Source organism: Bacillus sp. Marseille-Q1617, from assembly GCF_903645295.1.
GTDB lineage: Bacteria > Bacillota > Bacilli > Bacillales > Bacillaceae_B > Rossellomorea.
This window is the reverse complement of the sequence record NZ_CAHJXM010000003.1, coordinates 477,503-504,338: the sequence shown is the minus strand read 5'-3', so window position 1 is coordinate 504,338 and position 26,836 is coordinate 477,503. Positions and strand designations below refer to the sequence as shown.

Below are 26,836 nucleotides of genomic sequence, written 5' to 3'. Positions count from 1 at the left end.
TCTGATAAGTGTTCTTACCCTTAAAATGTTCCTTTCACCTGCCACTTTTTGTTTTCCATATGAAGACAACTAAAAAAGAACGACCCACAAAATAATGAGTCGTTCTTCCATATTAATAGATCGTCGCTTCCGGCTCGGTTCCGAGCATTTCCATGATTTGGTTGTGTTCATTCATGATGGCCACTTTCGGTACATGACTGCTTACCTTTTCCTCTGCGACCAGTTTATACGAGATGATGATGACTACGTCCCCTTTTTGGACGAGTCTTGCTGCGGCGCCGTTCAGGCAAATGACACCGCTCCCTCTTTCCCCTGGTATGATATAAGTCTCGAGTCTTGCTCCATTATTGTTATTGACGATTTGTACTTTTTCATTAGCCATCATGTCCACTCGGTCCAGGATATCCTGATCGATTGTGATACTCCCTACATAATCCAGGTTTGCCTCTGTCACGCGGGCTCTGTGAATCTTACCATTCATCATTGTTCTAAACATGCTGATTTCTCCTTTTTGTCCAATGAAATGATTATATTGTCGATTAATCTTGCTTTTTGGAATTTTACTGCGATTGCAACGATGATCTCGCCTGTTAATCTTTCTAAAGGGGCCAGCGTCGGAAATGAATGAACCTCCACATACTCGACTCTTCCTGATGTCCTGCTATGAATGAACTCCATGACCTCTGAAATGATGGAATCCCTGTCCATTTCACGTGATTCAATCATATTCTTCGCTTCTTGCAGACTCTTATAAAGAGCAGGCGCTTCGTTTCTTTCTTTTTCGGATAAGTAGACATTCCGTGAACTTTTTGCCAATCCGTCTTCCTCCCTGACAGTGGGCACCCTTACAATTTCCACAGGAAAGAAATAATCCTCAACGAGACCCTCGACCACTGCTATCTGCTGGGCATCCTTCAGTCCGAAATACGCCCTATCCGGCTGCACTAAGTGAAAGAGCTTTGTCAATACGGTGACAACGCCGTCAAAGTGGCCCTCCCGTTTCTTTCCGCAAAGCACATCCACACGCGCCGTTACATTCATCGTGGTAGATAACGTTCCAGGATACATATCTTCAGCATCCGGCATGAACAAGATGTCAACCCCACTATTTTCTGCAAGTTTCCGGTCACGCTCAATGTCTCTCGGATAACGATCGAAATCTTCATTCGGACCGAATTGCAAGGGGTTCACGAAGATACTCATAACAACGATATCATTGTGTTTTCTTGCTTTCTCTACAAGAGTGAGGTGTCCTTCATGGAGGTATCCCATCGTCGGGACGAATCCTATTGAGTCATTTGATCGTTTATGATGATGGATTTCCTCACGGAGTGTATGCAGGTTCGATATGATTTTCACTTTTTACTTCCTCCATAAAGCATTTGTAATTCTTCTTCCCTCATAGTAAAAGAGTGCTTCTCTTCTGGGAAACTTCCACTCTTTACATCTTCTATATAGTTCACGATACTTGCTGTGACAGTATCAGAAATATTGCTGTATTGTTTGACAAACTTCGGCACCCTGCCGACTCCGTAAGTGACAAGGTCATGGAAGACAAGGACCTGGCCATCCGTTTCATTGCCTGCCCCTATTCCGATTACAGGGATGTTCACAGCTTCCGAAACCTCTTTAGCCAATTGTTTGGGTACACATTCGAGTACGATGGAAAATGCCCCGGCCTCTTCACACTTTATCGCATCCTCAAGGAGCGTTTGCGCTGAATGAGCCGTCTTCCCCTGTACCTTGTAACCTCCCAGAACGCCAACTGACTGCGGAGTCAACCCTAAATGAGCCATCACCGGTATACCAGCGCCCGTCATCGATTGTATTCGTTCGATCACAAGTCCGGCCCCTTCCACTTTTACCGCATTTGCACCGCTTTCCTGCATGATCCTTGCTGCCGTTTTTAATGTCTCATCCCTTGAAAGATGATAGGTCATAAAAGGCATGTCGGTAACGACGAACGTATGGGGTGCACCTCTTTTGGCTGCTTTCGTGTGATGAATCATATCTTCAACCGTCACAGGAACAGTCGAATCATAGCCCAATACGACCATGCCGAGAGAATCACCGACTAATATCAAATCAATCCCGGCTTCTTGAGCTAACTTGGCACTCGGATAATCGTAGGCTGTAAGCATCGTTATCTTCTCCGATTCCTTCTTCATTCTTAAAAAATCAGTCGTCTGTTTCATATATTTTTCCTCCTTCTTTTCAGTCAGAGGTGACGAAACAAAAAATGCAAGCACTTACAAAATGGTAAAAGGCTGTTTTCTAAGGAATGATCGAAAAGAGCCTAATAAAAAAACCTTCTGAAAAATGACAGAAGGATCCCAAGTGTCTAAATATTGATGTTTCGACCCTCTGTCCCAGTCCAATGTGGATCAAGGCAGATTATTAAGTATTCACGATTTGCTGCTGGTTAGGTGCAGTTCTTATGATACTGCCCACTCAAAATTATACCATAAAAAAAACGAGATGGAATAAAGAACTGACTTCACTTCACATCTCGCTTGTACTCATTAGATATTCACTTCGATATCTGCGGAATAGATTTGATGCACGATACCCGCATGATCTTCAATCTTCAATACTCCATCTGCTGTAATTCCCAACGCTGTCCCTTCAATGGTTCCATTGATGGTACGCGCCCTTATTCTTTTTCCTATGGAAACAGCATAGCTTTCCCACAGAAGTTTGATAGGAGTGAACCCTTCTTTCATATAAAGGGAATAGAGTGACTCCATTCTTTCTAATATTGTCTGGACGACTTTCGCCCTCGACAGCTGTGCACCATGTTCGATTGCAAGCGAAGTAGCAATGGAGCGGATTTCATCAGGGAAATGATCAATCGTATGATTCACATTCATTCCGATTCCGATGATGATGGAATTGATTTTATCCGATTCCGCTTGTAATTCTGTCAGGATTCCAGTCACTTTCTTTCCATTTATCAAGATATCATTCGGCCACTTGATCTGAGGCTGCAGCTCTGTCACTTCCTCGATTGCCTGGACAACCGCCACTGCTGTGATCAATGTGAATTGCGGTGCTTTTTGCGGCGGGAGGAGAGGTTTCAATATTAAACTCATCCAAATGCCGCTTCCAGAGGAAGAATGCCATTCCCGCATAAGCCTCCCTCTTCCCGCAGTCTGTTCGTCTGCAATGACAAGGGTTCCTTCAACGGCTCCATTTCCCGCTAAGTCATGGGCAATCTTTTGAGTGCTTGGTACTGATGCCTCATAATGAATGACTTGACCCAACGTTGAAGTCTGTAAACCCAGGCGTATTTTATTTTCTGTCACACTGTCTGGTGTATCGATGATTCGATAGCCTTTTTTGCGGACGGCCTCCAATTTAAAACCTTCTTTCCTCAGTTCCTCGATATGCTTCCAAATTGCTGTACGGGAACATCCGGCAATATCTGCGAGTGCCTGTCCTGATAAAAATTCACCATTGGATTCTGAAAATGCCTGAATCAGTTTTTTTCTGATCGATTGCATGTTTCCAGCCACCTCCTTATCGTTTCATGATCATTACTTATTTCCTCATATAAAACGGCCTTTTCGATACTCTCAAGAGTATTTTTCACCCAAGGTCCGCCTTTCTGCCCGGTCCACTTCATCAGGTCCTTTCCTGTCACCATTAATTCGCTGCGGTTCTTAATGGGCAGAGCGTTATATTGCTCCTCTAATTCTGCCATTGATAAAGATGCAGCAGAATGAATGCAGTTATATACTTTTTCCACGTTGATCGCTCTTTCTAAACCAGCTTGGAATAGCAGTTCTCTTGTCCAGCCATCATTTGTCCGGCTGGAGAGAATCTGCTTTTCTTTCGTCCGTTCCTTGATCATCTTTGAAGGCAGTTTCCACGATTTCAAGAAATCCGCTGGACTTTCATCTATGCAGGTTAGGAAGAGGAGCCATATTTGTTCAGTATTCAAACGTTTCAAAGCAGGAAGGCCGGCCATTTCCTGAATCGCTTCTTTCTGTCCGGCCAGCCCCGGGAGTTGTTCAAATAATGAGGTTTGCAGTAAGAGATGCAAAGCCTTTCCCCTGAAATCCCCGCCTATCATCTTCTCGAATTCCATCGTTTTTCGTTCGACTGCAATATGGGACAGGAGCCCTGAATAGGATTTCAGTGCGTCCAGAGTCTCCGTTTCAACCTCAAATCCCAGCTGACTGACAAACCTGACCCCCCTCAGCATCCTTAATGCATCCTCTGAAAAACGATCTGCGGCTTTCCCCACTGTCCTGATGATCTTCCTATTGATATCTTCCTGTCCTTCAAATGGATCATAGATCAACCCTTCTGCATCCATTGCTAGACTGTTCATGGTGAAATCCCGCCTCATGAGATCCCCTTCTAAAGAACGAATGAATTCCACTTTGTCAGGGCGCCTGAAATCGCCATACCCTGATTCGGTCCTGAAGGTGGTGATTTCATATTCCCCGCCGTTTTCAATGACCAATACGGTTCCATGCTCGATCCCTATATCGGCTGTACGGGGGAAAATATGTTTTATTTCTTCAGGGTAAGCCGAAGTTGCTATATCCACATCATTAATAGGTCTTCCGAGAAGGTAATCCCTTACAGAACCACCAACGAAATAGGCTTGGAACCCCGCTTGTTCAATTCTTTTTAAAAGAGGAATCGCTTCCTGGAAGATCGTTGGCAACATTTTAATCACCCTCTTTTCTAAAACCATGTGACTGACTTAGATTAATTCTTTGTAAATGAGTTCATATTGCTCTAGAATTTTTTTTGAATGGAATTTCGTCCTGGCTGTTTCGAGGGCATTCGCTGAAAGGGTACCGTGGAGCTTCTCATCGTTTAGTAAATGAATCGCTCGGGAAGCAACAGTATCCACATCTCCAACCTTGCAAATGTAGCCATTGAAGCCGTCATCGATCACTTCAGGTATTCCGCCAACATCAGTGCCTATAGCCGGAACTCCGCAAGCCATGGCTTCAAGGGCAACCAACCCGAAGCTTTCTTTCTCTGAAAGAAGTAATTTCAAGTCGCTTATCGAATAAAGTTCTTCAAGATTATCCTGTTTCCCAAGAAACAATACCCTGTCCTTCAGGCCTAATTCTTTCACCTGTCTGCACACGACGGTCATTTCGGGACCATCGCCTACCAAAAGCAGCTTTGCCGGAATCTCTTTTCGTATCAGGTTGAAAGAAGAAACAACATCCTTCACTCTTTTCACTCCCCGGAAATTAGAGACGTGAATGACGACTTTTTCGTCTGCGTCAATGCCGTATTCTTTACGCAAATGACTTGAATCGATATGGCGATATACTCTTTCGTCGATAAAGTTGTATACCGTCTTTATCTCCTTATCAGGGCGGATCAACTCATGAGTCTGATCAACAAGTGCGTTTGAGACAGCTGTTACGACATCAGATTTTTCAATGCCAAACCGGATTGCTCCGGTCAGGGACGGATCATAGCCAAGAACGGTTATGTCCGTTCCATGAAGCGTAGTCACGATCTTCACATCTCTATCCGCCATCTGCTTTCCTAATATGGCACATACTGCATGGGGAATGGCATAATGTACGTGCAGGATATCCAACTTCTCGCGATTGATAATTTCAGCCATTTTATTTGCAAGAGCAATATCGTATGGGGGATATTGAAATACTGAATATTGATTGACTTCCACCTGATGAAAATAAATATTATGATACATTTTGTTTATCCTGAACGGGATGCTGGATGTTATGAAATGAATTTCATGTCCTTTTTCAGCCAGCAGTTTCCCTAGTTCTGTGGCTACAACTCCAGACCCTCCAACTGTAGGGTAGCATGTGATTCCTATTCTTAATTTCATTTGTTATTCTCCTAACAAGTCTTGATGCAGAATGAGCGTGTTATAGGAGAAGAACCCTTCAGCGTAACGTAATCCTGCGTCTTTTCCCATCATTCTTTCCCTTGCTTCAACTGCTTCTATGTAATCAACGGTCAGAGGTGTGGATACACCGTCTTTACCTTTATTAAACTGACTTTCATATGCGCGCAAGCTATGCAGCTTCGCTTCTATATGATGTTCAATATTTACGACAAAATGAGGTCGGTGAAAACCATTAATGATATAAAAATAAAGATTGGCCGGTTTATGGACAGTTGTTGCAGGATTGAATTTTCTAATACCCGAAGAAAAATAAGCCTCTTTCACTAACCGTGATGCATTTCCGTGATCAGGATGACGGTCCTGCTCAAATGGCGCAAATACAGCTTTCGGCTTGAATTTTCTAATGACTTCCACCACTTTTGAAATATTTTCATCTGTGAGGGTGACACCCCGGTCCGGTATATCAAGTGTCACTCTCTCCATTACCCCAAGAAGCCTGGCCGCATCCATTGCTTCACGTTTCCTTATGGATACTGAACCGTTGGATGAAAGTTCCGCTTGGGTCAGGTCGCATATGACAATCTTCTTTCCGGCTTCTGCATATTTAGCCAGTGTCCCTCCCATGCCGATTTCAACATCGTCGGCATGTGCACCAAAGGCAAGGATATCTACTTGCATTTCTGCCACTTTAATCCTCCCTTTCTTTCTTTACGCCTCTCCACTCTATATCTCCTCTTTCCAGCCCTTTCACCAATACTTCTGCTGTTCCCATATTAGTCGCCAGCGGGACAGAATATACGTCACACAGTCTAATCAGGGCTGAAACATCAGGCTCGTGAGGCTGTGCTGTTAACGGATCTCTGAAAAACAGGACAAGATCCATTTTGTCATTGGCTATATATGCCCCGATTTCCTGATCTCCTCCTAACGGTCCTGAGCGGAAACGATGAACGGATAATCCGGTTTCTTCGGAAATTCTCTTTCCTGTAGTACCTGTAGCAAAGAGAGAATGCTTCTCAATAACCGGTTTATATGCCAAAACGAAGCGGATTAAGTCATCCTTTTTTTTATCATGAGCAATCAAAGCGATATTCATGAGCTTCACCCTCTAATCCAAAATATTTTCCAGTCCATACACTAAAGTATCGAGAGACATGACCGTATCGACTGATACCTTTACTCCAGACATGAAGCTTGCTCTATTATATGAATCATGACGCACGGTCAGGGTCTGTCCTTCAGCACCGAACATTACCTGTTGATGGGCAATTAAACCGGGCAGTCTGACACTATGGATATGCATACCGTCAATATTGGCTCCCCTTGCACCAGTTAGGGTTTCTTTTTCATTAGGGTGTCCCTGTGTCTTCGCTTCCCTTACTTCTTTAATCATCTCAGCTGTTTTTACCGCTGTCCCCGAGGGAGCATCGAGTTTTTGATCATGATGGAGTTCAATGATTTCAATGTCATCAAAGTATTTTGCGGCCATCTGCGAAAACTTCATCATCAAAACCGCTCCAATGGCAAAATTTGGCGCAATGATGCAGCCCAACTTCTTTGATTCCGCAAGCTCCTTTAGTTCATTCAGTTCCTCTGCCGTAAAGCCTGTGGTCCCGACAACCGGTCTTACACCGTATTCCAGGGCCGTTTTCGTATGCAGGTAACCGACTTCCGGCGTGGTTAGATCGATCAGGACATGTGGTGTTTCCGCCCGGAAGCATTCTGCTATTTCTTTATAAACAGGAACGTCAAGATTTGCCTCCCCTTTATGGTCAATCACACTAATCAACGTGAAATGCGAGGTATGTTGAACGAGTTCAACCGCTTCCTTCCCCATTCTCCCCCTTGGGCCTGCAATGGCGACCTTAATTTGTTCCATATCCTTCATCTCCTTCTTCTTTTCTTGTCCAACGATCTTTATCGCGAGTAGAGAACTTATGCATCACCCGCTTATGAGCTTCTTCCAGACTGATATCCAGAGAATTAGCAAGGCAGATGAGAACAAATAAAACATCGCCAAGTTCTTCTTCCACCGTTTTTTCTTTTTCTGTATGTTTCTTGGGCTTTTCACCATAATAATGGTTAATTTCCCTTGCAAGTTCTCCCAGCTCTTCAGTTAATCTGGCCATCATCGCCAACGGGCTGAAATAGCCTTCTTTGAATTGACTTATGTATTGATCAACTTCAGATTGCAATTGATCCATTGATTTTTTGTTCGCCATCTTGAAAGACACACTCCTTCATCATCTTTTATCATGTTAGCTAAATCTTATCACATTTACAAATATTACGTTTAAGGATTGCCACTTTAAAACTCTTCCTATATAATGTCTCTGTCAACGAGACACCACCCAACAAAGGAGGGACATCATCAATGCTTGAATTACGTTTGAAAAACATCTTTTTTATCTTATTAGGTTCAGCCATTTTTGCTTTTGGCCTTGTTCACTTCAATATGCAGAATGAGCTTGCCGAGGGCGGATTTACGGGTATTACTTTGATTCTTTATTTCCTATTGAATATCGATCCTTCCTATTCTAACCTTGCCCTCAATTTACCTCTGTTTTTTATCGGTTGGAAGCTCCTTGGAAAGAAGGCTTTTTATTACACCGTGATCGGGACTGTAAGTTTATCTGTATTCCTATGGATTTTTCAACGATATCAAATGGAGATACATCTTGAGGATGACTTATTTCTTGTAGCATTATTTGCAGGTGTCTTCATCGGAATCGGTTTAGGGATCATTTTCAGATATGGAGGCACGACCGGCGGTGTTGATATTATCGCCAGATTAGTTCATAAATACATAGGCTGGAGTATGGGGAAAACGATGTTTATGTTCGATGCCGTGGTCATCATCGCCTCCCTTATCACTTACCTGGAATATAGAGAAGCAATGTACACACTAGTGGCTGTATTCGTCGCTGCAAAAGTCATAGACTTCATGCAGGAGGGTGCCTATTCTGCGCGCGGGGCTATGATCATTTCTGATCATCATGAAGAAATAGCTGGTGTGATTAATGAAAAAATGGACCGTGGGGTTACGGTTTTAAGAGGTCACGGCTCCTTTACAAAGCAGGACCGTGAAGTACTCTATTGTGTGGTGGGCAAAAATGAAATCGTGCGGCTTAAAAATATCATTACAGCTGTAGACCCCCATGCCTTTGTCTCTGTTACCGTCGTTCATGACGTACTTGGGGAAGGGTTCACATTGGATGCAGACAAAAATCCACTTCACGACTAGCACTTTGTACATCGAGCAGGGTGACAAAGTGAAAAAAATCCTCTCAGGCATTTGCCTTTGAGGATTTTTCAACATAAAAGCCAGGCCATCAGCCTGGCATTGACAGTTATTTAAATATCAATCTTCACCCTGCATACCTGTAAAGATCAATACAAGTCTTAACAGTTCGATTACAGCCACAGCCGCTGCTGCCACGTATGTCATCGCTGCTGCATTCAGTACTTTCTTTGCATGCCGCTCTTCTTCATTCCGGATCAATCCCAGTGTCACGATTTGATTCATCGCACGGGATGATGCATTGAATTCAACAGGAAGAGTGATTAATTGGAAAACCACACCTGCCGCCATCAAAATGATTCCCAGAAGGAACATCCCTGTCATTTGAGTAAACATTCCGATGAGCAGGAATATCCACGACATATTCGAACCGATATTGGCGACCGGCACCAAAGCATGTCGGAACCGAAGGAACGCATAGCTTTCAGCGTCTTGGATTGCGTGGCCTACCTCATGGGCTGCCACTGCTGCACCCGCAACTGAATGACCATGATAATTATCAGGTGATAATGCTACTGTTTTTGAAATCGGATTGTAGTGATCACTAAGAAACCCTCTTCCCTCCACTACCTTCACATCAAATAGGCCATTCTCATCCAATATCTTTCTGGCCATTTCCCTGCCGGTCATACCCGATGTTGTAGCCACTCTCGAGTATTTTTTAAATGTACTTTTCACACGCATTTGCGCCCATATGGGTATTAGGGCAATGAGTAAAAAGTATATTAGGAAACTCATCATTGTTTAAAAAACCTCCAGCTGTTCAGATAGTTAAATTTTATATTGCTATAAAGATTCTGTCAATTTTTTTGCCGCTCTGATGTACGTTCTTCTCCCTGACCTTTATATTTTCTCCAACCTACGTAAGATAATGTAGAAACAATGATACTCCCGGTAGAAATGATTACCCACCATAGAGATGGGTCAGCCTCATCTTCCTTTTTATTTTCAAAAAGGTGTTCAAGATCCGTTTGAAGGGTTGTTAGTTCAGCCATTGCATCCGTGCTTTCCAGCACTTGCTGGCGATAGTGATCCAGATACGTTATCCTTGCGTCAAGGGCCTGAGCCTGATCCACGGGTATATCCAGTTTGATGCTCGGCTGGATGATGTTATATTTAGCTAAAAACATATTCAGCTCTGTATGATACCGTTCACTGTTTCCACTTTCAGCTGCCGTTTTAACCCCTTTAAAAGCTTCCATGAGGGGATCTTCCATTTCAACCCATAGGGGCTGGTAATGACTCGATAATGCATCCATAACTAACCGGAACCTTGTGACAGCATTTACTTTTTGCTCAATGCCGGCACTGGCCTGGTTAATGGTTTCTAATGCCAAATTATGTGATATCGTCAGGATTCTTAACTCATCCATCGAAAACGACTGGTGCATGCTTTGTGCGGTGAACTCTTCGGAAAAGTAGTTCAATAAATGTTTTGCTTCTTCGTATTTTCCGGCTTTGGTCAATTGGAGTGCTTGATCGGCGATATCGTCAAGTTCATTCACTGGAGACGGAGCGTGATCTGCTAGAGTTAGTTGCGGTACTGAAAATAAAAATAATACGATAAACACTGCTTTCAAGAATTTCATACTTGTCCCCCCTAAAACTACTAATAAAGTGTATGAAGGGGTGGACAAGAGTAGACCAAAAAAAACCTACTAAAAGTTGGGGTGCAATGAGGAACGCGGCGTTTTTTGTGTGAAGTAATATGCTAGTGCAATCGATGCAATGCTTAGCCAGAAAGTGAAATACCCTATATTCTGTATGTAAAGAAACAGCTTGGAATAAACAGGGAATTGCATGTAAACATAGTCAATCATGTCATTATGCAGGGTCCAAAGGGCACCGGCAGCCAAATGCCATAATTTTACCCGGTAAAATGATGAATATAGGATGCCCTGAATTGCCATTGCTCCATGGGAAGCCATCAACATATATCCTTCCCAAGGCAGTTCGCCGCTTACCCAGAGTGTCAGCAGGTTCATAACGACTGCCCAGACGCCGTACTTAAATAAAGTGATAAGTGCAAGAACTTCAAAGAGCGGCCAATTCTTTCTTAACAAGAATGCGACAAGTACTAAGCAAAAAAAGAGACTTGCCGTGGGGCTGTCCGGTACGAAAATCATAAATTGCTCCGGTGTATTCCTCAGCTGAGGCATGTACCATACATAGCCGTATATTGTCCCCAATAGATTAATGATGAGCAGTAGCCATAGAAATGTCTTATTCGTCAATAAGGAGAAAAGCCAAGAAATCATCTTCTTGCCCCTTTCTAAATTGGGTCTTAGTGTAGAAAAAAAGAGCCAACGAATGCTGGCTCTTTTTCTTATTATTCTGCTTTTAAGCCGGAAATGAATTCAGCCAGTTTATCAAGCTCTTCATCCGTGCCTTTGAATAAGCCTGCCGGCATGCCAGGCGGCTTACCATTTTTAGCGATTTCTTTAATTTCTTCAGGCTTTAATCCTGTCCCTACTAAAGAAGGTGCAGCAGCTCCACCTGTCATGTTTTCACCGTGACATGTGATACAGCTGTTTTTCGCATCAGCATAGATTTTGTAGCCCTCAGCTTCTTTGTCGATTTCTGCTTCCGCTACGATCTTACCTTGTTCTTTCGCTGCTTCCCAGTCATGAGTCGCAACGGATTCCCAAGTTAAGAAGTACGTAGCTGCAAGAGCTAGAAGCATAAATCCTGTTGCAAATGGACGCTTGGTAGGACGGCGCTCAGGTCCTCTGTCGATGAATGGTGCAAGAAGCAGCGCACCAAAAGCGATTCCCGGAATGATGAATGCTCCGATAACGTTATAAGGTCCAGATGCATATGTGTATTTAAGTAATTGGTATAAGAATAAGAAATACCAGTCTGGTAATGGAATATACCCGGTATCTGTCGGATCGGCAACACGTTCCAGCGGTGACGGGTGTGCGATCGTTAAACATAGATAACCGATTAGGAAAACAGCTCCAACCAGCCATTCTTTCAATAAGAAGTTTGGCCAGAAAGCTTCTGTTTTTCCAGGGAACTCCGAATAGTCTTTAGGAATATTCGGTTTTCTGTCTGCAGGTACACGAGAATCACCTACAAACTTCATCCCTTTTCCTCGATGCATAGTGTCCCCCTCCTTCTAATTTAGGTTAATTAATATTGAATCGTATCTTATAGCGGTCCTGAAATACCTTGCTTACGGATCATCAGGAAGTGAGCTCCCATCAATCCAAGTAAAGCTGCAGGCAGGAAGAATACGTGGATAGCGAAGAAACGTGTTAGTGTCTGCGCACCGACAATTGTCGAATCCCCTGCTAATAAGATCTTCACTTGCTCACCAATGAATGGTGTAGCTGCTGCGATTTCAATCCCAACCTTCGTCGCGAATAGCGCTTTCATATCCCACGGTAAAAGGTATCCGGTGAATCCAAGCCCTAACATAACGAAGAAAATAAGTACTCCTACAACCCAGTTTAATTCACGAGGTTTTTTGTATGCACCTTGGAAGAATACACGTAGTGTATGTAAGAACATCATTACGATAACCAAACTTGCTCCCCAGTGATGCATTCCACGGACAATTTGCCCGAATGCTACTTCATTTTGCAGATAATACACAGATTCCCAAGCGTTTTTAATATCAGGTACATAGTACATAGTCAAGAACATACCTGATAGTATCTGTATTACGGTAACGAAGAATGTCAAACCGCCGAAACAGTAAACAAACGCAGAAAAGTGATGCGCCGGGTTTACGTGTTCAGGTACTTCGTGATCCGCAATATCTCGCCACAAAGGCGTAATGTCCAAACGCTCGTCAACCCAGTCATAGATTTTGTTCAGCACAGATTACGCCCCCTTACTTAACATATTTATTTGGTTCAGGTTGTCCAAGGTATAAAATACCGTCTTTCTCTTTGGTCGGATATGTATCCAACGGTGCTGTTGGTGGTGTACCAGGTACATTTTTACCGCTTTTCTCATACAGACCACCATGACAAGGGCAATAGAACATATTAGGATTATTCTTGTCTCCGGCCCAGTTGACTGTACATCCAAGATGCTTACATACTGGTGAAAGAGCAATGATGTTACCTTCCTTGTTCTTATAGACCCATGCAGTTTGAGTTACTTCTGATGTGTACCACGCATCTTTTTGTTCATAAGAATAGTCGACACGAACAGGCTCATTAGTTATTTCTGACACTTTTTGCTTCGTCGCTATGAAGTCTCCTGCTGCTGAAGTTTTCAACACGGGATCGACAGCGAATCGAACCATTGGCATTAGCATTCCCGCAGCCATGAAACCGCCTACACCCGTAAGTGTATAGTTAAGGAATTGACGTCTAGATACACGTTGCTTGCTCATCCTTTTCCCCCCTCTATCGCGTAAGGTAAGTCCATCGGACATATTTCGCACAAATATAAAACTAGGACATAACTATGATATATTAAAGTTATTACAAGGTCAATAACTCAATAAACTAAAAGATGGATACAATGTGAAGTTTTTATGAATTTTTTTGCCATTTTTGTACAATGACATTCAGGAGCTGTTTAACCTGGTCTTCCATGATTGAATGCTTATACTGTTCGTCCAAATGTTCGAGTGGTATGGACGGCACCCAGATCAATTGGTCATTAAGATTTTGTTCCGATGTTTTCCACCCGCTGTCGGAAGTTAAAAAGAAAACATGTTTGACACCGCTTTCTTTCAACCTTGCCTCCCAATTCTTGAGCTCCCCGGTCTTATCTTCAGTAGTCCCCATTAGATAAGTGAATAGAGGAGTAATGATCATCCTCCCCTTGAATTGCCTTTCCAAATGGAAGGTCAGCAGTGTAATAAATTCGGTCTGAGCGGCTGAAGCCTTGATTTCCTTAAAAAAATCAATGGGAATAAGCGGGATAACAGCGGTATCTATGTATTCTTTCTCAGTTTCAAAAACTTCAATATCTTTAACATTCCAATTCATCTAATTCCCTCACTTTTTCTATTCTTTAGCTCCTCCCATCATATCATTTATTACTCCCTCAATAAAAGCGAATTCACTTATTCTGTAGTATGTACAAAAATATGGAAGGTATGACTGACAAGAAAAAAAGAATGAAGGATTCCTTCATTCTTTTTTCACGAGTTTATTCAGCTCTTCCGTTAATTTAGTAAAGTTGTCTTTATCACCTTTATCCAAAGCATTATCGATTGCTTCTAATAGACGATTCTTTTGAAATGAGTGAAGACTTTCTTTCAAGAACTGTTCTGCAACTATGCGGTCCTTTTCATTGATCAACAGGTATTTCGGCATAAACGGATTCTCTTCCAGCACCGCTGCGAATTGGTAACTTGAATTGGCTTTACTGAAGTTTAATTGAATATAAATATCTTCATCCTTATTTAATCGGATATCATGAAACGATTTTTCAGCGTCTGTAGTCATGATGTTTTCTTTGTAGAAACGAAACGGGACGTCTTCAACACAATGGGTCGACATGACTAAGCCTCTCGGACAATATTGGGATTCCTCGACAAAATGGACTTTCTTCATTAACTGATCATGGCTCATCAAATAATTTAATATCCAGACACATTCTCTTCTTTTCAATTGATAGCGATTTAAAAACCAGCGAATAAATTCTTTCTTCTCGTTGACAGAAACAGGGGTGGTCATAGGTTTCCCTCCTCTGCGAAATCCAATTTAATTAATATACGGAGTCTCATGCTCAATTTCCAACATTCATTTGCAGCTTTTACCGGCCTGCCGTCACATCCATGGTTGTCAGTCTTGCAATCTTTCAATCAGATCCTGCCATTCGTCATTTGAAGGATCCATATCGAGGAGTTGTTTATATACTTCTATCGCGTCTCCCCTAAATCCTTCTTCAACCAAGAATTGACCGTACTCTGTCAGGAACTCTTCGTGATTCTTAAAATAAGTATATGCAGCCCGGTATTGTTTTAATGCATGATTATATTGTTCAAGCCCCTCAAAAGCTTTCGCAAGATCCCATGTCAGCTGCGGTTCTTCTTCTCCTTCTGCCACCAGCATCTGAGCGATTTCCAGTACATCTTCGTATCGATCCTGCGTAAAGAACAGTTTGTTTATAAGGAGCGCTGCTTCTACGTAACCGGGGTCAAGCGCAAGAGCATCCCTGAGGAATTTCTCTGCATCTTCATCCAGCCCGAGCTTCAGTGAAATCTTTCCACCGCACAAGCTCAATTCTTTATTATATTCATCCTGCCTGATCCCTTCACGTATGACGTTCAGGCTTTCCTCCAGTTCTTCCTCATGCGCATAAGCTTTTGCAAGCAATAAATATACGGAGTGATAATCAGGATCGAGTTCCTTTACCGATACAAGCTTTTCAATGGCCGTTTCATAAAACCCTGCCTGGTAGGCTGTAAATGCATAACCGAACAGCGTATTGATTTCCAGGTGCTCCTCCAGGGCCTTTTCATAGTGGGACAAAGCCTCCTCAAAGGAACCTCCTACACTATAGGCTTCAGCCAGCCGCTGATGAACATACGTACCCCCGATTTCGGTGGTCCCATTCTCTATTAAATGGTTATAATATCTGATCGCTTCCAAAAACCTGCCAGTTTCGGAGTAAAGCTCTCCCAAGCCAAAATCAATGACAGGTTCCTCAGGCAGCAGGTTCTTTGCCTTCAGAAGCTTTTGTTCACTGACCTCGAACAGACCCTGCATCTGATATAAATCTGCCATTAATAACAAGGCACGGGGATAGGAAATGTCGTCATCATCGATATGGGAAAGCTGTTCGATTGCCTCTTCCTCCATATCCATTTCCACCAGCACCTCGGCGAGTTCAATGATCAATTCACCTTCACCTGGATAATATATCAGTAAATTCTCATATAACTCCCTGGCTTCCTGAAGAAACCCCAGATGGTGAAGCTCTTCAGCCAAGCTGAATTTTTCTTCATGACTGCCAAACTTCAATGTTTCATTAAAATGTTTTTTTGCTTCTTCTAAATGACCTTCTTCTAAAGAAGTCAACATTTTTTCACCATGTGACATATTTATTTCCTTTCTGTACTGCTTGATTTTCTATCATACTATTCAACTGCCCCATTTATCACGTTCCCTCAGGTAAAAAAACCTGGCGTTTGGATGCAGAGTTCTTTTCCTGCCCCGGGATAAAAGTAGCCTTGATCATTTAAATAGTGATACTTCCCTCTATTCATTGTACATTTTAGTACATGACTTTCATAATGAAATGAACTTCCATCCGATACCGGCTGATCATCATTTCTCATATAAAGGTTATAACTTAATTCTCCACCTGACAGAAAATTTCCTCTATGTGGGTAGATGCCAATTTTTTTCAATTGATCTATTGGTAATGGAACTTTTTGATGTATTTCTTCTAAAAAATGGGGAATATTCTCGGATTTCATCGTTTTTTGCCAAATCTTAAGATGCTTTATTTTTTCTTTTTTGTCCAGGTTTGTCGTAAAAAAGGGGACAAAAGTAATACGGTAATCATATAACAGACCTTTTATCCAGCCCCACTTAATCTTGGAAAATGCGTTCATGTCATCCAGTAAGATCCATACAACGGGAACTTTATTCCGCTTACACTGGCGTATGATATCTGGTCTTATCAAATTCGCCGGGGCAGCCAGACCTATAGTATAATCAAGCGGGCTGCTCAGGAGGGATGTTCTTCGCTCCTCCAGCTTTTCCCTAAATTCAAATTCGTACTCAATCCTAAAGCAGGTCAGAAAAGTTGTACACCCTTTGGCAATGAAATGATTCAATAAATAGGCTTTAAATGAGGGGAAGTCATGATTGACTGGGAGGTCCATGTCACACATGACATGAGATGGCGTCATGATGAAAGGTGAGACATCTAAACGAATGTGATTGTAATACGAAAAGCTTTCACGAATTGCCGATATTCGATTATCTTCCACCAGCAGTGATATCCGGCGGATCGCATCCTGACTGGCACAATCCGCATTTTCTATAATATATTTACTCATCTCTCCACCTTCCTTTATAGACAAGCTATGAAGAAAGGCAGCTCGAAATGACATAAACATAAGTTTACGGAAGAAGAACTTGTCTTCTTCCGTAAAAACAGAAATTATTCCACTAACTTGCTAAGATCTTCAAAGAAATTCGGATAAGAAATGTTAATGGCATCTGCATTCTCCAAATAGACAGGCGACTCTGTTATTAAAGACGCGACAGCAAGGGTCATCCCGATTCGATGATCTCCCCAGGTATGGACCTGTGCCCCATGAAGTGGTTTCTTCCCTTTAATAATCATGCCGTCATCTGTCGCTTCTATGTCTGCACCCAGTTTTTTCAGTTCCTGTACGACCGCATCGATTCTATTTGTTTCTTTTACTTTTAATTCTTCAGCGTCTTTTATGATGGTTGTCCCTTCAGCTTGCGTGGCCAGTAATGCAATGACCGGTATTTCATCGATTAGAGTGGGAATCAGATCCCCGCCTATCTCGATTCCTTGAAGTTCAGACGTTTCGACCATAATATCACCGATTCGTTCTCCACTATCCGGCATTTCATTAATTTCTATTTTTGCACCCATTCTTTTCAGAACATCCGCAATACCGATCCTTGTCTCATTTAATCCTACGTTCTTCAACGTAATCCTGCTATCTGGAACAATCGCCGCCGCTGTCATGAAAAATGCTGCACTTGAAATATCACCCGGCACATACACGTCTGCCGCTTTAAGCACTTGTCCGCCGCGAACCTTGATGGTATCTTCCACCCTCTCGATTTCCCCTCCAAATTCAATGATCATCTTTTCTGTATGGTCCCTCGTTCTCTGAGGTTCTATGACTTCTGTCACACCGTCCGCCTGCAATCCCGCTAACAGGATGGCTGATTTAACTTGAGCGCTTGCAACAGGAAGTTTATATTGGATCGCTTTTAAATTCCCTCCGCGAACGGACAGCGGTGTGAAATTTCCTTGGTCACGCCCATCAATGGACGTTCCAAAAAGCTTTAAAGGATCCGTGACTCTTTTCATGGGACGTTTAGCTATGGATTCATCACCAATGATGACCGAATGAAACGGTCTGCCTGCCAATAATCCCATCATCAGTCTGGTGGTGGTTCCTGAATTTCCTGTATCCAATACTTCAGAAGGTTCAGATAAAAATTCCCACCCCTTTCCTTCCACTGTCACTTCATCTGCATGTATATCAATATCCACTCCTAATTTACGAAAGCAGGAAATGGTGCTCAAACAATCTTCTCCCATCAGGAAGTTATGAATCGTGGTTCTTCCTTCGGCTACAGAGCCGAACATGACCGCCCGATGAGAAATAGATTTATCTCCGGGCACCTGGAGTTCGCCTTTCAACCCTTTTGCTGGTTTTGATAATTTTAATTTGTTATCCATTGTTCTCCTCCTGTTTCAACCATTTAATAGACAGTCCTATTCCAAGAACATCTCATAAGTCGTTTTTTCTTTAAGACAGACCGCAGCTTTTTCACGGTCTTCCATCGTTTGAAAACTAATGACCAAAACCCCAAATAGGTCTTCCCGCGTTTCAAGGATACGGATATTGGTCAAGCTTATCCGTTCTTCAGCTAAATATGCTGTCACTTCAGAGATGACACCCGGATAGTCAGGAACATCAATATATAAATCATAAAAAGCCGGAATGGCTCCTTTTGACTGCACAGGGAGCTCATCACGAAATTTTTTGGCTTCATTGAAGTAACTATATATCTTGTTTGAATCATTTTCCCTGATCATGTTGATTACTTCTTCCATTTCCACTTTCCAATTTATCATTATATCCAATAATACTTTTTTATTCTGCAGTGTGATATCTTTCCACATCACTGGATTCGAAGATGCTATTCTGGTAATATCACGAAATCCTCCTGCTGCCAGTCTCCTTAAATAAGGATGTTCCTTTGATGAACCCTTTGCTTGATGCACCAGTGAAGCTGCGATTACATGAGGAAAATGGCTGATCATGCCCGTTAACTCATCGTGTTCTTTCGGAGGGACAATCAGAAATTTCGCCCGTGTTCCTTTCAGCCACTCCTTAAGTGTTTCAATTTCAAGATCTCCGCCGACCTCCGGGGGCGTGAGCATATAAAAGGCATTTTCAAATAAAATCTTCTTCGCTGCTGTGACTCCGCTCTTATGAGATCCAGCCATTGGATGACCGCCTATAAAGCTTACACCCTTGTCCTTCAACGGCCGGGATGCTTTCATTATTTGTTCTTTGGTGCTTCCGGTGTCTGTAATGATAACATCCGATTTCAGTTTTGCATTATGTAATAATTCCAGTATTTTCTCCGTTTGGGTAACCGGAGTCGAAATAATGATGAGGTCCGCCTCTTCTGCCCCCTCTTCCAGTCCCCTGGAGATTTCATCGATCACGCCCAGTGTCTTTGCAAGCCGTAATTCTTGATGATTGACGTCAAAGCCGGCGATGGTTGCATCAGGATGCTCCTCTTTTATGCAAAGAGCGAGTGAACCGCCAATAAGCCCCATCCCAACAATCAATACTTTCCCTTCCATTATGTATCTCTCCCTTAACTGCGACCTCATTTGATTTTATTCTTATCAGAGGCTTATCACATAAATTCTATGTAGAATGCAGTGATTGGCTCCCTTCCACAATACCTTTATAAGAACAACATTCTTTTAGACCCTTTGAAAAAAAGCCGGACAGGTTCATCAATTGTGTGATACCTTCCGGCTGTGCATCATTTAATTTTCAAGTTTGGCAAGAGCAAGAAACTCTTTCATTAATCGGATCAATTCTTCGTTTTGTTCAGGCGATCCGACCGTTATTCTGACTGATTCAGGATATCCAAGTGCCTCACCGGAACGGACGATGTATCCCTTACTCATCAAAAACTGGAATACCTCGTCACCGCTCATTCCGAAATCAATCAGGATAAAATTTGCTTGGGATTTCATATATTTCAGCCCGCTGCTTTCACAAAACGCATAAAACTGCTTCAGCCCTTCCCGGTTCTGCTCTCTGCATTCTCCAATGAATGTTTGATCATCCATCGCTGCAGCTGCAGCACCCTGACCTAAAGAATTATTATTAAAAGGTTCCCTGATCGGCTCCAATTTACTGATCACATCAGTGTTCGCAACCCCATAGCCAACTCTGAATCCTGCCAGTCCATAAGCTTTTGAAAAGGTCCTTGTCACCAGCAATTGCGGATACGATCGAAGCAATTCAATGGAGTCATAATAATCTTCCGCTGTGACATATTCATAATAGGCCTCATCCAACACGACCAGTACATGGGAAGGAACCTGGTCAAGAAACTGCAGGAGTTCATCTTTTCTAATGTATTCCCCAGTAGGGTTATTGGGCGAACATAACCAGACGACCGCAGTTGTTTCATCTATGCTGTCAAGCATTTTGGAAAGCTGATGCCTCCCTTCATCATCGAGAGGGACCTCCCTTACCTCTGCACCCTCAACGATCGCATTATGTTTATATTGAGGAAAGGTTGGCGCCGCCATCACAGTGCTTTTCGTACGATCGAGCAATGCTCGTGAAATCATTTGAATCACTTCATCAGAGCCGTTTCCAAAGATCAGCTGGCTGGGCTCCACATTTAAATGGCCGGCAACTTTCATGCGCAGCTGTTTTGCATAACCATCAGGATAGATTGCATGAGAAAGAGCTGCAGAAGAGATAAATGACTGTACATTGGATGAACATCCGAAAGGATTTTCATTTGAAGCAAGCTTCACTACCTTTTCAAGATTGAATTGTTCTTTTACATCTTCCATTGTCTTTCCGGGCTGATATGCTTTTAGATTGTGTACTTGTGTTTTCCATTGCATAAACAAAACTTCCTTTCAATCCATGTGTCAGCAAACTATTTTACATATATTTATTCCTCATTGCTCAAATCTGGTCTTAATGAGACTGCATTTTCCAAGTAAATATGCTGGATATCCTTTTGGGAGGAAGATGTATTATAGTGAATCATCACTCTAATACAGCGTTCCAGCCCCCCGGGCACATCAAGTTCCTGCATACACATGACCGGAACAAATTTCCATCCTTTGAATTCCCTCAATGCCTTGGCAGGAAATGCTTCCGTCATATCCGGAGTGGCGGAAATGAAGACGGATGCCACTTTTTCCGGTTCAACATGATTATGTATAATCATTTGGTTCAGCAATTCATAAGTTGCAAGAAGAATGTCCTTTTCGTCGTTTTTTTCAACGGTCGTCGCTCCCCGGATTCCCCTCAGCATCATTCTCACTCTCCCTTTTATTTCTCTGGTCAATGTCACCTACTGTTTCCTTTACCCTCAGCAAAGGCTGCGTGGTCATCTCTGAGCCTTCTCATCATTACACTGCTATTGCTATATATGACCCATTTATTTGGGAATATCACGAATGAATCGGTCAGCGCAGGCGAGTCCTTCTTCAGGTACTTTCATCAGAATGGGATCACCTATATCTTTTAACAGCACGAATACCGGCATGCGGTCTTTTGATTTCTTGTCGCTTTTCATCTTTTTCAGAAGAAGATCGAATGAAATATTTTCAGGGATAGACAAATCGTACCCTAAGGAAACCACCCAATCGACAAACTCTTCCAGGTTGAATGAAAGCCCACAATATTTTTCACTAAGGTAAAGAGCATAAATCATCCCGATCATGACCGATTCTCCATGTGTGCGATTCCCATACCCGCTGGCACTTTCAACTGCATGTCCATACGTATGCCCAAAATTCAGGAATGCCCGGATTCCCTCTTCTTTCTCATCTTCAGATACAATATCACCCTTGACTTTAATCCCTTTGAGTAACGACTCCAGGATAAAGTCTTCATGAAGTTCATTTACAGAGGTGAAATTTATCTTTAACTCATCCAGGAATTGAGCATCTGATAAGAAGGCATGTTTGATCACTTCCGCATAACCTGAAAGAACTTCTCCGGCAGGCAGGCTGTTAAAATAGTTAAGGTCAAAAAAGACGCCCTCAGGCTGATAAAATTGACCTACCATATTTTTTCCCATAGGATGATTGATCGCCACTTTACCTCCGACTGCACTGTCATGAGCAAGTATGGTAGTGGGTACTCCTATGAAAGGTATGCCCCTCATGAAAGTCGATGCCACAAAACCTGCAAGATCCCCGATTGCACCTCCGCCAAAAGCAATCACAATCGCCTTTCGGTCAACGTGGTTACTGAGTCCATGTGTAATCGCCTCTTGATATACTTCAAAGCTCTTTGCATTTTCTCCTGAAGGAGCCGTATAGACTGTGACAGGGAAAATATGCTTGAGACGATCTGCAAGATGCTCCCCATGGATAGAAAACACTCTTTCATCCGCTATGATCCAGACGGTGGAAACATTGGGAAACTTCGAGGAAATAAACGTTATGATTTCGTCTGTCATTCCCCTTCCAAGCAGCACATCATATGATTTAGAGGGAGTTTTCACACTGATTCTTTCCATTTTCAATATTCCTTCGCTTCTTTTCGGAGAGTTTCAACATCCCTTTGAAGTTTTTCAAACTGATCACTGTTAAACTGATCTGTTATCGCTTCTGCAAGCTCCCATGCCACTACCGCTTCTGCCACTACACTTGCCGCTGGGACAGCACAGCTGTCAGATCGTTCGATACTTGCTTTAAATGGCTCTTTTGTATCGATATCTACACTTTGCAAGGGCTTATACAGAGTTGGGATAGGTTTCATTACACCTTTGACATGGATAGGCATCCCTGTTGTCATCCCACCCTCGAAGCCGCCGAGTCTGTTTGTTCTTCTGTAATAGCCTTTTTCCTCACTCCATAGAATTTCATCATGAACTTCACTGCCAGGTTTTCTGGCCATTTCAAATCCAAGCCCGAATTCAACCCCTTTAAATGCATTGATGCTCATTATTGCACGAGCCAGTTTGGCATCCAGCTTTCTGTCATAATGTACATAACTGCCGACACCTTCAGGCATTCCTTCCACGATCACTTCTACGACTCCGCCAATCGAGTCGCCGTTTTTCTTTGCTTCATCTATTAAATTCATCATTTTACCTGCCGCTTCCCCGTCCAGGCAGCGTACAGGAGATTCCTCTGTTCTTTCTTTTAAATCATTTATCGAATCGTATTTTACGTTATCCGCTTTAATTCCACCGATTTCAAGGACGTGTCCAACAACTTCTATTCCAAGCAGGTTTAACAATTTCTTGGCTACCGATCCTGCAGCCACCCGCACAGTCGTCTCTCTTGCTGAAGATCTTTCAAGGACATTCCGAAGATCGCGGTGACCATACTTCATACCGCCAACCAAGTCCGCATGACCAGGTCTCGGACGTGAAATCTTTCTTTTCACTTCCTCTTCCTCTCCAGGAGATAATGGCTCTATGCCCATCACTTTCGTCCAGTGTGTCCAATCTTTATTCTCTACTACCAGTCCCAGAGGGGAACCTAATGTAAGTCCGTGTCTTACCCCGCCGACAATTGAAACGCGGTCCTTCTCTATCTGCATTCTTCGTCCGCGTCCATAGCCTTTCTGTCTCCTAGCCAAGTCCTCGTTGATGCCTTCTGCTTCCAATGGCATTCCAGCCGGCAAGCCTTCGATGATCGTCGTCAATTGCGGACCATGAGACTCTCCTGATGTTAAATATCTCATAACACTTTCCCCCTTCAACTCGTTAAAGAATTATGTACCAATATAACATATCTTTTATATTCATTCCTAGTACTATGTTAAAAAATTTCGAAGATTTCACGGGGACTTCAAGCCCGTAATCTCTTCTGACCTCAGATCATTTGAGATTATCCATATGTGAATAAAAAATTCAAATAAAAAAACGATGAAACATAAAGCTTCGCATCTGTGCGCTGCAAGCCTTACATTCACCGTCATTACATCAAACTTTTTTATAAAAGAATGTATCCTCCGATTGGAATCCATATTGTCCCGGGTTAAAAATCTGCTCTGTACTCCCTACGAAGAATACACCTCCCGTCTTCAGGGAAGCATTGAATTTTTTATACAGGATATCCTTCGCTTCTTCTGTAAAATAAATCAATACATTCCGGCATACGATCAAATCAAAATCTTGGTCGAACCTATCAGCCAACAGGTTTTGCTGCTTGAACGTAACAGCATTCCTGATTCCCTCATCTACTTTATATAGAGAGCCTTCCATCTTGAAGAACTTTCGTTTGATTTCAGCAGGGACTTCAGCTAAAGAACGTTCTGGATATATTGCATTCTTGGCTCGCTGAAGTGCATTACCATCCAAATCTGTCGCCAGTATTTTAAGATTGGACAATGGAAGGTAATCTGAAAGCATCATGGCTAAAGTGTAAGGTTCTTCACCAGTGGAACAAGCTGCACTCCATACTTTTAATGTTTTCTTATCCCCTAAGATCCTTGGCAGGATTCTTGTCTCCAGGACTTCCCACCTTTTATAATTCCGGTAGAACTCAGAAACATTGATGGTCATCCTGTCCAAAAATTCCGCCATATGTTCATCATCCGAGCTGATTGACTTATAATATTCCTGAAAGCTTGTGAACCCCTTTTTTTCATACAGTGCTGTCAGTCTTCTTTTCATTTGTGCTTCTTTATAAAGAGATAAATCAATTCCTGTTTTTCTTTTTACTCCTAGAATAAAATCAGCATAATCATTTACCATTCTTAGTCACTCTCTCTGCAAGCTCTGTTAAACCCCGCTGGCCGATTCCGTGCAAGACTTCGCTTTCCGCGGGTGACCCGTGAGCCTCCTCGGCAAGGGGTGGAACTGTCCAGCTACAGGGCTTAGAAGCAAATGTCATAAGCCAAACCGACCAAGAAGGCAAAGACCGCCTTCATGGCCGATTCGTCTTATGCCACACGCTTCTGGGCAAAGCCCCTCCGCTTTTCCATTAGGAGTCTTCGTCTTGCACTCCAATCAACAGCTAGAACCAGTTAACTACACCAGTAAGGTCAACTAGGCCAGACTGAATTATGTATGTATATAAGATATATCGAACGGAGATGGAAATTGTTAATATTAAAGTTCCATAATATAAAACTTGAGTAAACGGGTTCATTGATTTTCACTCGGAATACGAGTTATAAGCTATAACTCAGCCATACAAAAAGACAAGCCATCTCTGACTTGTCTTTTTACCCATATATAGGAAGTGTGGATTAGTAGATCCACTCGTTCATTAGTTTTGAATATTCAACAAGCTCTTCTTCTTTGAAGAATAGACCGATTTCTCTTACAGCGCTTTCAGGAGAATCCGAACCGTGGATGATGTTCTTTCCGACAGTCAGACCGAAGTCACCGCGAATTGTTCCTGTTGCAGCATCTTTAGGGTTTGTCGCACCCATCATTCCACGTGCTGTAGAGATGACATCTTCACCTTGCCATACCATAGCAAAAACAGGACCAGAAGTAATGAATTCGACAAGTTCTCCAAAGAAAGGTCTTTCTTTATGTTCACCATAATGTTCTTCAGCAAGCTCAGTAGAGATGCTCATAAGCTTAGCTCCGACTAATTGGAAGCCCTTTTTCTCGAAACGTGATACGATATCACCGATTAACCCTCTTTGTACGCCGTCTGGCTTTACCATTAAAAACGTTTTTTCCATCTTCCCCACTCCTAATTATGTATGTATAGTCTGTCCGAGGACGTCCCACGAAAAATATTAACACTGTTTAGGGGTTTTGGCAACGTTTCCATTTTAAATTTTCTTAATATTTTCTCTTACCTATAAAGTTTGCAATATTCTTCAATGTCTTCTTGACCCGGTTCTGAGGTAATAACTCTAAATCTCTTAATGCTCTATCAAGATACATTCTGCTGACCCGATGTGAGCGTTCGATGGCATCAGAAGAAAGGATGGATGAAATCACCGTCTTCATTTCATCTGCAGTAGTGTTCTCCGAAACACGTTCGATTTGAGCTTTTAGAGCAGGGTTTTCCATCGCATACAAAATCGGCAGGGTGATGTTCCCCTGCCAAAGATCACTGCCGGCAGGCTTTCCTAATTCCTCTTCGCTTGCTGTCAGATCTAAAATGTCATCTGTAATTTGAAAGCTCATTCCAACATTGTATCCAAAGCGGAACAATCTTCTATGTACTTCTTCCGGGGCTCCTGAGGCAATGGCCCCCAACTGACAACTGACTGCAATCAATAAAGCGGTCTTACGTTTAATCCTTAATAAATAGTCCCTCAGATTTTGATCGTAGCGGTACTTATCTTTAATTTGTGCAATTTCACCTTTACAAAGTTCCACTATGGTATGGGAAAGGATCTGATGTGCTTCTGGATTTTTTATATTAGTCATATATTCCAGTCCCCGGGCAAAAATGTAATCACCGGTGTACATGGCGATCCTGTTATCCCACTGCGCTTTTATCGTTGGTCTCCCTCTTCTTAATTCAGCGTCATCAATCACATCATCATGGACCAGGGAGGCCATATGAATCAGTTCCAAGGCAACAGCGGCATTTTTCACCTTGTCAATATCGTAATCCCCGAATTTTGCTGAAAGCAAGACAAAAACGGGACGGATTCGTTTTCCGCCCGCTTGCAGAAGGTGAAGAGATGCTTGATTCAAAAGACGGGAATCCGACTCGATTGCTGACTCAAGTTCCTTTTCAATTTGGTCTATGTCTGTTTTTAGAAAGGAATAAATCCTATTTAGCTTCATAGTTAATCCACCCAGTTTACTGATTTA

Annotated in this window: 30 protein-coding genes; 1 reads left to right on the top strand and 29 read right to left on the bottom strand. The window is 42.6% G+C overall.

Features of this window, described 5'->3' with window-relative positions; genetic code table 11:
• Window positions 1-112: 112 nt before the first annotated feature.
• The 10 genes from panD to HWX64_RS19770 form a co-directional block, all read right to left on the bottom strand.
• Window positions 113-496 carry an aspartate 1-decarboxylase gene (gene panD, locus HWX64_RS19815; RefSeq protein ID WP_175991230.1) on the bottom strand — a complete coding sequence of 128 codons (384 nt, stop codon included), beginning with the start codon at window positions 494-496 and terminating at the stop codon, window positions 113-115.
• A complete protein-coding gene (gene panC / locus HWX64_RS19810) occupies window positions 481-1,350 on the bottom strand; it encodes a pantoate--beta-alanine ligase (protein ID WP_254871250.1) in 870 nt (289 codons plus the stop codon). The genes panD and panC overlap by 16 nt, the downstream gene beginning before the upstream one ends.
• Before the next feature lie 5 nt (window positions 1,351-1,355).
• Window positions 1,356-2,195 carry a 3-methyl-2-oxobutanoate hydroxymethyltransferase gene (panB, locus tag HWX64_RS19805; RefSeq protein ID WP_175991228.1) on the bottom strand — a complete coding sequence of 280 codons (840 nt, stop codon included), beginning with the start codon at window positions 2,193-2,195 and terminating at the stop codon, window positions 1,356-1,358.
• A 327-nt stretch (window positions 2,196-2,522) separates the two neighbouring features.
• Window positions 2,523-3,503 (bottom strand): biotin--[acetyl-CoA-carboxylase] ligase, encoded by a 981-nt coding sequence (locus HWX64_RS19800; protein WP_175991227.1) that lies wholly within the window; start codon window positions 3,501-3,503, stop codon window positions 2,523-2,525.
• A complete protein-coding gene (locus HWX64_RS19795; protein ID WP_175991226.1) occupies window positions 3,479-4,681 on the bottom strand; it encodes a CCA tRNA nucleotidyltransferase in 1,203 nt (400 codons plus the stop codon). The genes HWX64_RS19800 and HWX64_RS19795 overlap by 25 nt, the downstream gene beginning before the upstream one ends.
• Window positions 4,682-4,717: 36 nt before the next feature.
• The gene (gene bshA, locus HWX64_RS19790) at window positions 4,718-5,839 is read right to left on the bottom strand and encodes an N-acetyl-alpha-D-glucosaminyl L-malate synthase BshA (RefSeq protein ID WP_175991225.1); all 1,122 of its coding nucleotides are present in this window, start codon (window positions 5,837-5,839) and stop codon (window positions 4,718-4,720) included.
• Between the two features lie 3 nt (window positions 5,840-5,842).
• Window positions 5,843-6,538 (bottom strand): bacillithiol biosynthesis deacetylase BshB1, encoded by a 696-nt coding sequence (gene bshB1 / locus HWX64_RS19785; RefSeq protein ID WP_175991612.1) that lies wholly within the window; start codon window positions 6,536-6,538, stop codon window positions 5,843-5,845.
• A gap of 10 nt (window positions 6,539-6,548) precedes the next feature.
• The gene (mgsA, locus tag HWX64_RS19780; RefSeq protein ID WP_175991224.1) at window positions 6,549-6,956 is read right to left on the bottom strand and encodes a methylglyoxal synthase; all 408 of its coding nucleotides are present in this window, start codon (window positions 6,954-6,956) and stop codon (window positions 6,549-6,551) included.
• A gap of 12 nt (window positions 6,957-6,968) precedes the next feature.
• Window positions 6,969-7,739, bottom strand: coding sequence for a 4-hydroxy-tetrahydrodipicolinate reductase (gene dapB / locus HWX64_RS19775; RefSeq protein ID WP_175991223.1), 771 nt, complete (start codon window positions 7,737-7,739; stop codon window positions 6,969-6,971).
• Entirely contained in the window at window positions 7,726-8,082 is a 357-nt protein-coding gene (locus HWX64_RS19770; RefSeq protein ID WP_175991222.1) for a nucleotide pyrophosphohydrolase, read from the bottom strand. The genes dapB and HWX64_RS19770 overlap by 14 nt, the downstream gene beginning before the upstream one ends.
• Before the next feature lie 152 nt (window positions 8,083-8,234).
• On the opposite strand from HWX64_RS19770, the gene HWX64_RS19765 reads away from it, so the two are divergent.
• Window positions 8,235-9,104: a YitT family protein gene (locus tag HWX64_RS19765; protein ID WP_175991221.1), complete on the top strand. Its 870-nt coding sequence runs from the start codon at window positions 8,235-8,237 to the stop codon at window positions 9,102-9,104.
• Between the two features lie 117 nt (window positions 9,105-9,221).
• Here HWX64_RS19765 and HWX64_RS19760 read toward each other — a convergent pair whose 3' ends face one another.
• The 19 genes from HWX64_RS19760 to hepT form a co-directional block, all read right to left on the bottom strand.
• The gene (locus HWX64_RS19760; protein ID WP_175991611.1) at window positions 9,222-9,899 is read right to left on the bottom strand and encodes a zinc metallopeptidase; all 678 of its coding nucleotides are present in this window, start codon (window positions 9,897-9,899) and stop codon (window positions 9,222-9,224) included.
• Between the two features lie 62 nt (window positions 9,900-9,961).
• Window positions 9,962-10,750 (bottom strand): sporulation protein YpjB, encoded by a 789-nt coding sequence (gene ypjB / locus HWX64_RS19755; protein WP_175991220.1) that lies wholly within the window; start codon window positions 10,748-10,750, stop codon window positions 9,962-9,964.
• Window positions 10,751-10,819: 69 nt separating this feature from the next.
• Window positions 10,820-11,419, bottom strand: coding sequence for a DUF1405 domain-containing protein (locus HWX64_RS19750; protein WP_175991219.1), 600 nt, complete (start codon window positions 11,417-11,419; stop codon window positions 10,820-10,822).
• Between the two features lie 71 nt (window positions 11,420-11,490).
• Window positions 11,491-12,267: a menaquinol-cytochrome c reductase cytochrome b/c subunit gene (locus HWX64_RS19745; RefSeq protein WP_175991218.1), complete on the bottom strand. Its 777-nt coding sequence runs from the start codon at window positions 12,265-12,267 to the stop codon at window positions 11,491-11,493.
• A gap of 47 nt (window positions 12,268-12,314) precedes the next feature.
• Window positions 12,315-12,989 carry a menaquinol-cytochrome c reductase cytochrome b subunit gene (qcrB, locus tag HWX64_RS19740; RefSeq protein ID WP_175991217.1) on the bottom strand — a complete coding sequence of 225 codons (675 nt, stop codon included), beginning with the start codon at window positions 12,987-12,989 and terminating at the stop codon, window positions 12,315-12,317.
• A gap of 13 nt (window positions 12,990-13,002) precedes the next feature.
• Complete coding sequence (locus HWX64_RS19735; RefSeq protein ID WP_175991216.1) at window positions 13,003-13,512, bottom strand: ubiquinol-cytochrome c reductase iron-sulfur subunit; 510 nt, start codon at window positions 13,510-13,512, stop codon at window positions 13,003-13,005.
• A 142-nt stretch (window positions 13,513-13,654) separates the two neighbouring features.
• Window positions 13,655-14,116 (bottom strand): YpiF family protein, encoded by a 462-nt coding sequence (locus tag HWX64_RS19730; protein WP_175991215.1) that lies wholly within the window; start codon window positions 14,114-14,116, stop codon window positions 13,655-13,657.
• Between the two features lie 144 nt (window positions 14,117-14,260).
• Window positions 14,261-14,809 (bottom strand): ReoY family proteolytic degradation factor, encoded by a 549-nt coding sequence (locus HWX64_RS19725; protein WP_175991214.1) that lies wholly within the window; start codon window positions 14,807-14,809, stop codon window positions 14,261-14,263.
• Between the two features lie 108 nt (window positions 14,810-14,917).
• Window positions 14,918-16,177 (bottom strand): lipopolysaccharide assembly protein LapB, encoded by a 1,260-nt coding sequence (locus HWX64_RS19720; protein ID WP_175991213.1) that lies wholly within the window; start codon window positions 16,175-16,177, stop codon window positions 14,918-14,920.
• A 68-nt stretch (window positions 16,178-16,245) separates the two neighbouring features.
• A complete protein-coding gene (locus tag HWX64_RS19715) occupies window positions 16,246-17,145 on the bottom strand; it encodes a hypothetical protein (RefSeq protein WP_175991212.1) in 900 nt (299 codons plus the stop codon).
• 104 nt (window positions 17,146-17,249) lie between these two features.
• Window positions 17,250-18,539, bottom strand: coding sequence for a 3-phosphoshikimate 1-carboxyvinyltransferase (gene aroA / locus HWX64_RS19710; protein WP_175991211.1), 1,290 nt, complete (start codon window positions 18,537-18,539; stop codon window positions 17,250-17,252).
• A gap of 36 nt (window positions 18,540-18,575) precedes the next feature.
• Window positions 18,576-19,679 (bottom strand): prephenate dehydrogenase, encoded by a 1,104-nt coding sequence (locus HWX64_RS19705; protein WP_175991210.1) that lies wholly within the window; start codon window positions 19,677-19,679, stop codon window positions 18,576-18,578.
• Between the two features lie 192 nt (window positions 19,680-19,871).
• A complete protein-coding gene (gene hisC / locus HWX64_RS19700; RefSeq protein ID WP_175991209.1) occupies window positions 19,872-20,975 on the bottom strand; it encodes a histidinol-phosphate transaminase in 1,104 nt (367 codons plus the stop codon).
• Between the two features lie 50 nt (window positions 20,976-21,025).
• A complete protein-coding gene (gene aroH, locus HWX64_RS19695; protein ID WP_175991208.1) occupies window positions 21,026-21,397 on the bottom strand; it encodes a chorismate mutase in 372 nt (123 codons plus the stop codon).
• 123 nt (window positions 21,398-21,520) lie between these two features.
• Window positions 21,521-22,609: a 3-dehydroquinate synthase gene (aroB, locus tag HWX64_RS19690; RefSeq protein ID WP_175991207.1), complete on the bottom strand. Its 1,089-nt coding sequence runs from the start codon at window positions 22,607-22,609 to the stop codon at window positions 21,521-21,523.
• Window positions 22,610-22,611: 2 nt separating this feature from the next.
• Window positions 22,612-23,784: a chorismate synthase gene (gene aroC / locus HWX64_RS19685; RefSeq protein WP_175991206.1), complete on the bottom strand. Its 1,173-nt coding sequence runs from the start codon at window positions 23,782-23,784 to the stop codon at window positions 22,612-22,614.
• 241 nt (window positions 23,785-24,025) lie between these two features.
• Window positions 24,026-24,799, bottom strand: a complete 774-nt coding sequence (locus HWX64_RS19680) for a protein-glutamate O-methyltransferase CheR (protein ID WP_175991205.1) — start codon at window positions 24,797-24,799, stop codon at window positions 24,026-24,028.
• Between the two features lie 497 nt (window positions 24,800-25,296).
• Window positions 25,297-25,743, bottom strand: a complete 447-nt coding sequence (ndk, locus tag HWX64_RS19675) for a nucleoside-diphosphate kinase (protein ID WP_175991204.1) — start codon at window positions 25,741-25,743, stop codon at window positions 25,297-25,299.
• 103 nt (window positions 25,744-25,846) lie between these two features.
• Window positions 25,847-26,809: a heptaprenyl diphosphate synthase component II gene (gene hepT, locus HWX64_RS19670; RefSeq protein ID WP_175991203.1), complete on the bottom strand. Its 963-nt coding sequence runs from the start codon at window positions 26,807-26,809 to the stop codon at window positions 25,847-25,849.
• Window positions 26,810-26,836 lie beyond the last annotated feature (27 nt).

Excerpts from the sequence above, each read along its gene's own strand:
- HWX64_RS19680 (WP_175991205.1), bottom strand. The coding sequence starts at position 24,799 with ATGGTAAATGATTATGCTGATTTTATTCTAGGAGTAAAAAGAAAAACA.
- HWX64_RS19715 (WP_175991212.1), bottom strand. The coding sequence starts at position 17,145 with ATGAGTAAATATATTATAGAAAATGCGGATTGTGCCAGTCAGGATGCG.
- mgsA (WP_175991224.1), bottom strand. The coding sequence starts at position 6,956 with ATGAATATCGCTTTGATTGCTCATGATAAAAAAAAGGATGACTTAATC.
- HWX64_RS19770 (WP_175991222.1), bottom strand. The coding sequence starts at position 8,082 with ATGGCGAACAAAAAATCAATGGATCAATTGCAATCTGAAGTTGATCAA.
- dapB (WP_175991223.1), bottom strand. The coding sequence starts at position 7,739 with ATGGAACAAATTAAGGTCGCCATTGCAGGCCCAAGGGGGAGAATGGGG.
- HWX64_RS19720 (WP_175991213.1), bottom strand. The coding sequence starts at position 16,177 with ATGTCACATGGTGAAAAAATGTTGACTTCTTTAGAAGAAGGTCATTTA.
- panB (WP_175991228.1), bottom strand. The coding sequence starts at position 2,195 with ATGAAACAGACGACTGATTTTTTAAGAATGAAGAAGGAATCGGAGAAG.
- hepT (WP_175991203.1), bottom strand. The coding sequence starts at position 26,809 with ATGAAGCTAAATAGGATTTATTCCTTTCTAAAAACAGACATAGACCAA.
- HWX64_RS19705 (WP_175991210.1), bottom strand. The coding sequence starts at position 19,679 with ATGGAAGGGAAAGTATTGATTGTTGGGATGGGGCTTATTGGCGGTTCA.
- bshA (WP_175991225.1), bottom strand. The coding sequence starts at position 5,839 with ATGAAATTAAGAATAGGAATCACATGCTACCCTACAGTTGGAGGGTCT.
- hisC (WP_175991209.1), bottom strand. The coding sequence starts at position 20,975 with ATGCAATGGAAAACACAAGTACACAATCTAAAAGCATATCAGCCCGGA.
- HWX64_RS19765 (WP_175991221.1), top strand. The coding sequence starts at position 8,235 with ATGCTTGAATTACGTTTGAAAAACATCTTTTTTATCTTATTAGGTTCA.
- HWX64_RS19735 (WP_175991216.1), bottom strand. The coding sequence starts at position 13,512 with ATGAGCAAGCAACGTGTATCTAGACGTCAATTCCTTAACTATACACTT.
- aroC (WP_175991206.1), bottom strand. The coding sequence starts at position 23,784 with ATGAGATATTTAACATCAGGAGAGTCTCATGGTCCGCAATTGACGACG.
- aroA (WP_175991211.1), bottom strand. The coding sequence starts at position 18,539 with ATGGATAACAAATTAAAATTATCAAAACCAGCAAAAGGGTTGAAAGGC.
- HWX64_RS19800 (WP_175991227.1), bottom strand. The coding sequence starts at position 3,503 with ATGCAATCGATCAGAAAAAAACTGATTCAGGCATTTTCAGAATCCAAT.
- ypjB (WP_175991220.1), bottom strand. The coding sequence starts at position 10,750 with ATGAAATTCTTGAAAGCAGTGTTTATCGTATTATTTTTATTTTCAGTA.
- aroH (WP_175991208.1), bottom strand. The coding sequence starts at position 21,397 with ATGATGCTGAGGGGAATCCGGGGAGCGACGACCGTTGAAAAAAACGAC.
- HWX64_RS19745 (WP_175991218.1), bottom strand. The coding sequence starts at position 12,267 with ATGCATCGAGGAAAAGGGATGAAGTTTGTAGGTGATTCTCGTGTACCT.
- panD (WP_175991230.1), bottom strand. The coding sequence starts at position 496 with ATGTTTAGAACAATGATGAATGGTAAGATTCACAGAGCCCGCGTGACA.
- bshB1 (WP_175991612.1), bottom strand. The coding sequence starts at position 6,538 with ATGCAAGTAGATATCCTTGCCTTTGGTGCACATGCCGACGATGTTGAA.
- aroB (WP_175991207.1), bottom strand. The coding sequence starts at position 22,609 with ATGGAAAGAATCAGTGTGAAAACTCCCTCTAAATCATATGATGTGCTG.
- HWX64_RS19725 (WP_175991214.1), bottom strand. The coding sequence starts at position 14,809 with ATGACCACCCCTGTTTCTGTCAACGAGAAGAAAGAATTTATTCGCTGG.
- HWX64_RS19795 (WP_175991226.1), bottom strand. The coding sequence starts at position 4,681 with ATGTTGCCAACGATCTTCCAGGAAGCGATTCCTCTTTTAAAAAGAATT.
- HWX64_RS19730 (WP_175991215.1), bottom strand. The coding sequence starts at position 14,116 with ATGAATTGGAATGTTAAAGATATTGAAGTTTTTGAAACTGAGAAAGAA.
- HWX64_RS19760 (WP_175991611.1), bottom strand. The coding sequence starts at position 9,899 with ATGAGTTTCCTAATATACTTTTTACTCATTGCCCTAATACCCATATGG.
- HWX64_RS19750 (WP_175991219.1), bottom strand. The coding sequence starts at position 11,419 with ATGATTTCTTGGCTTTTCTCCTTATTGACGAATAAGACATTTCTATGG.
- ndk (WP_175991204.1), bottom strand. The coding sequence starts at position 25,743 with ATGGAAAAAACGTTTTTAATGGTAAAGCCAGACGGCGTACAAAGAGGG.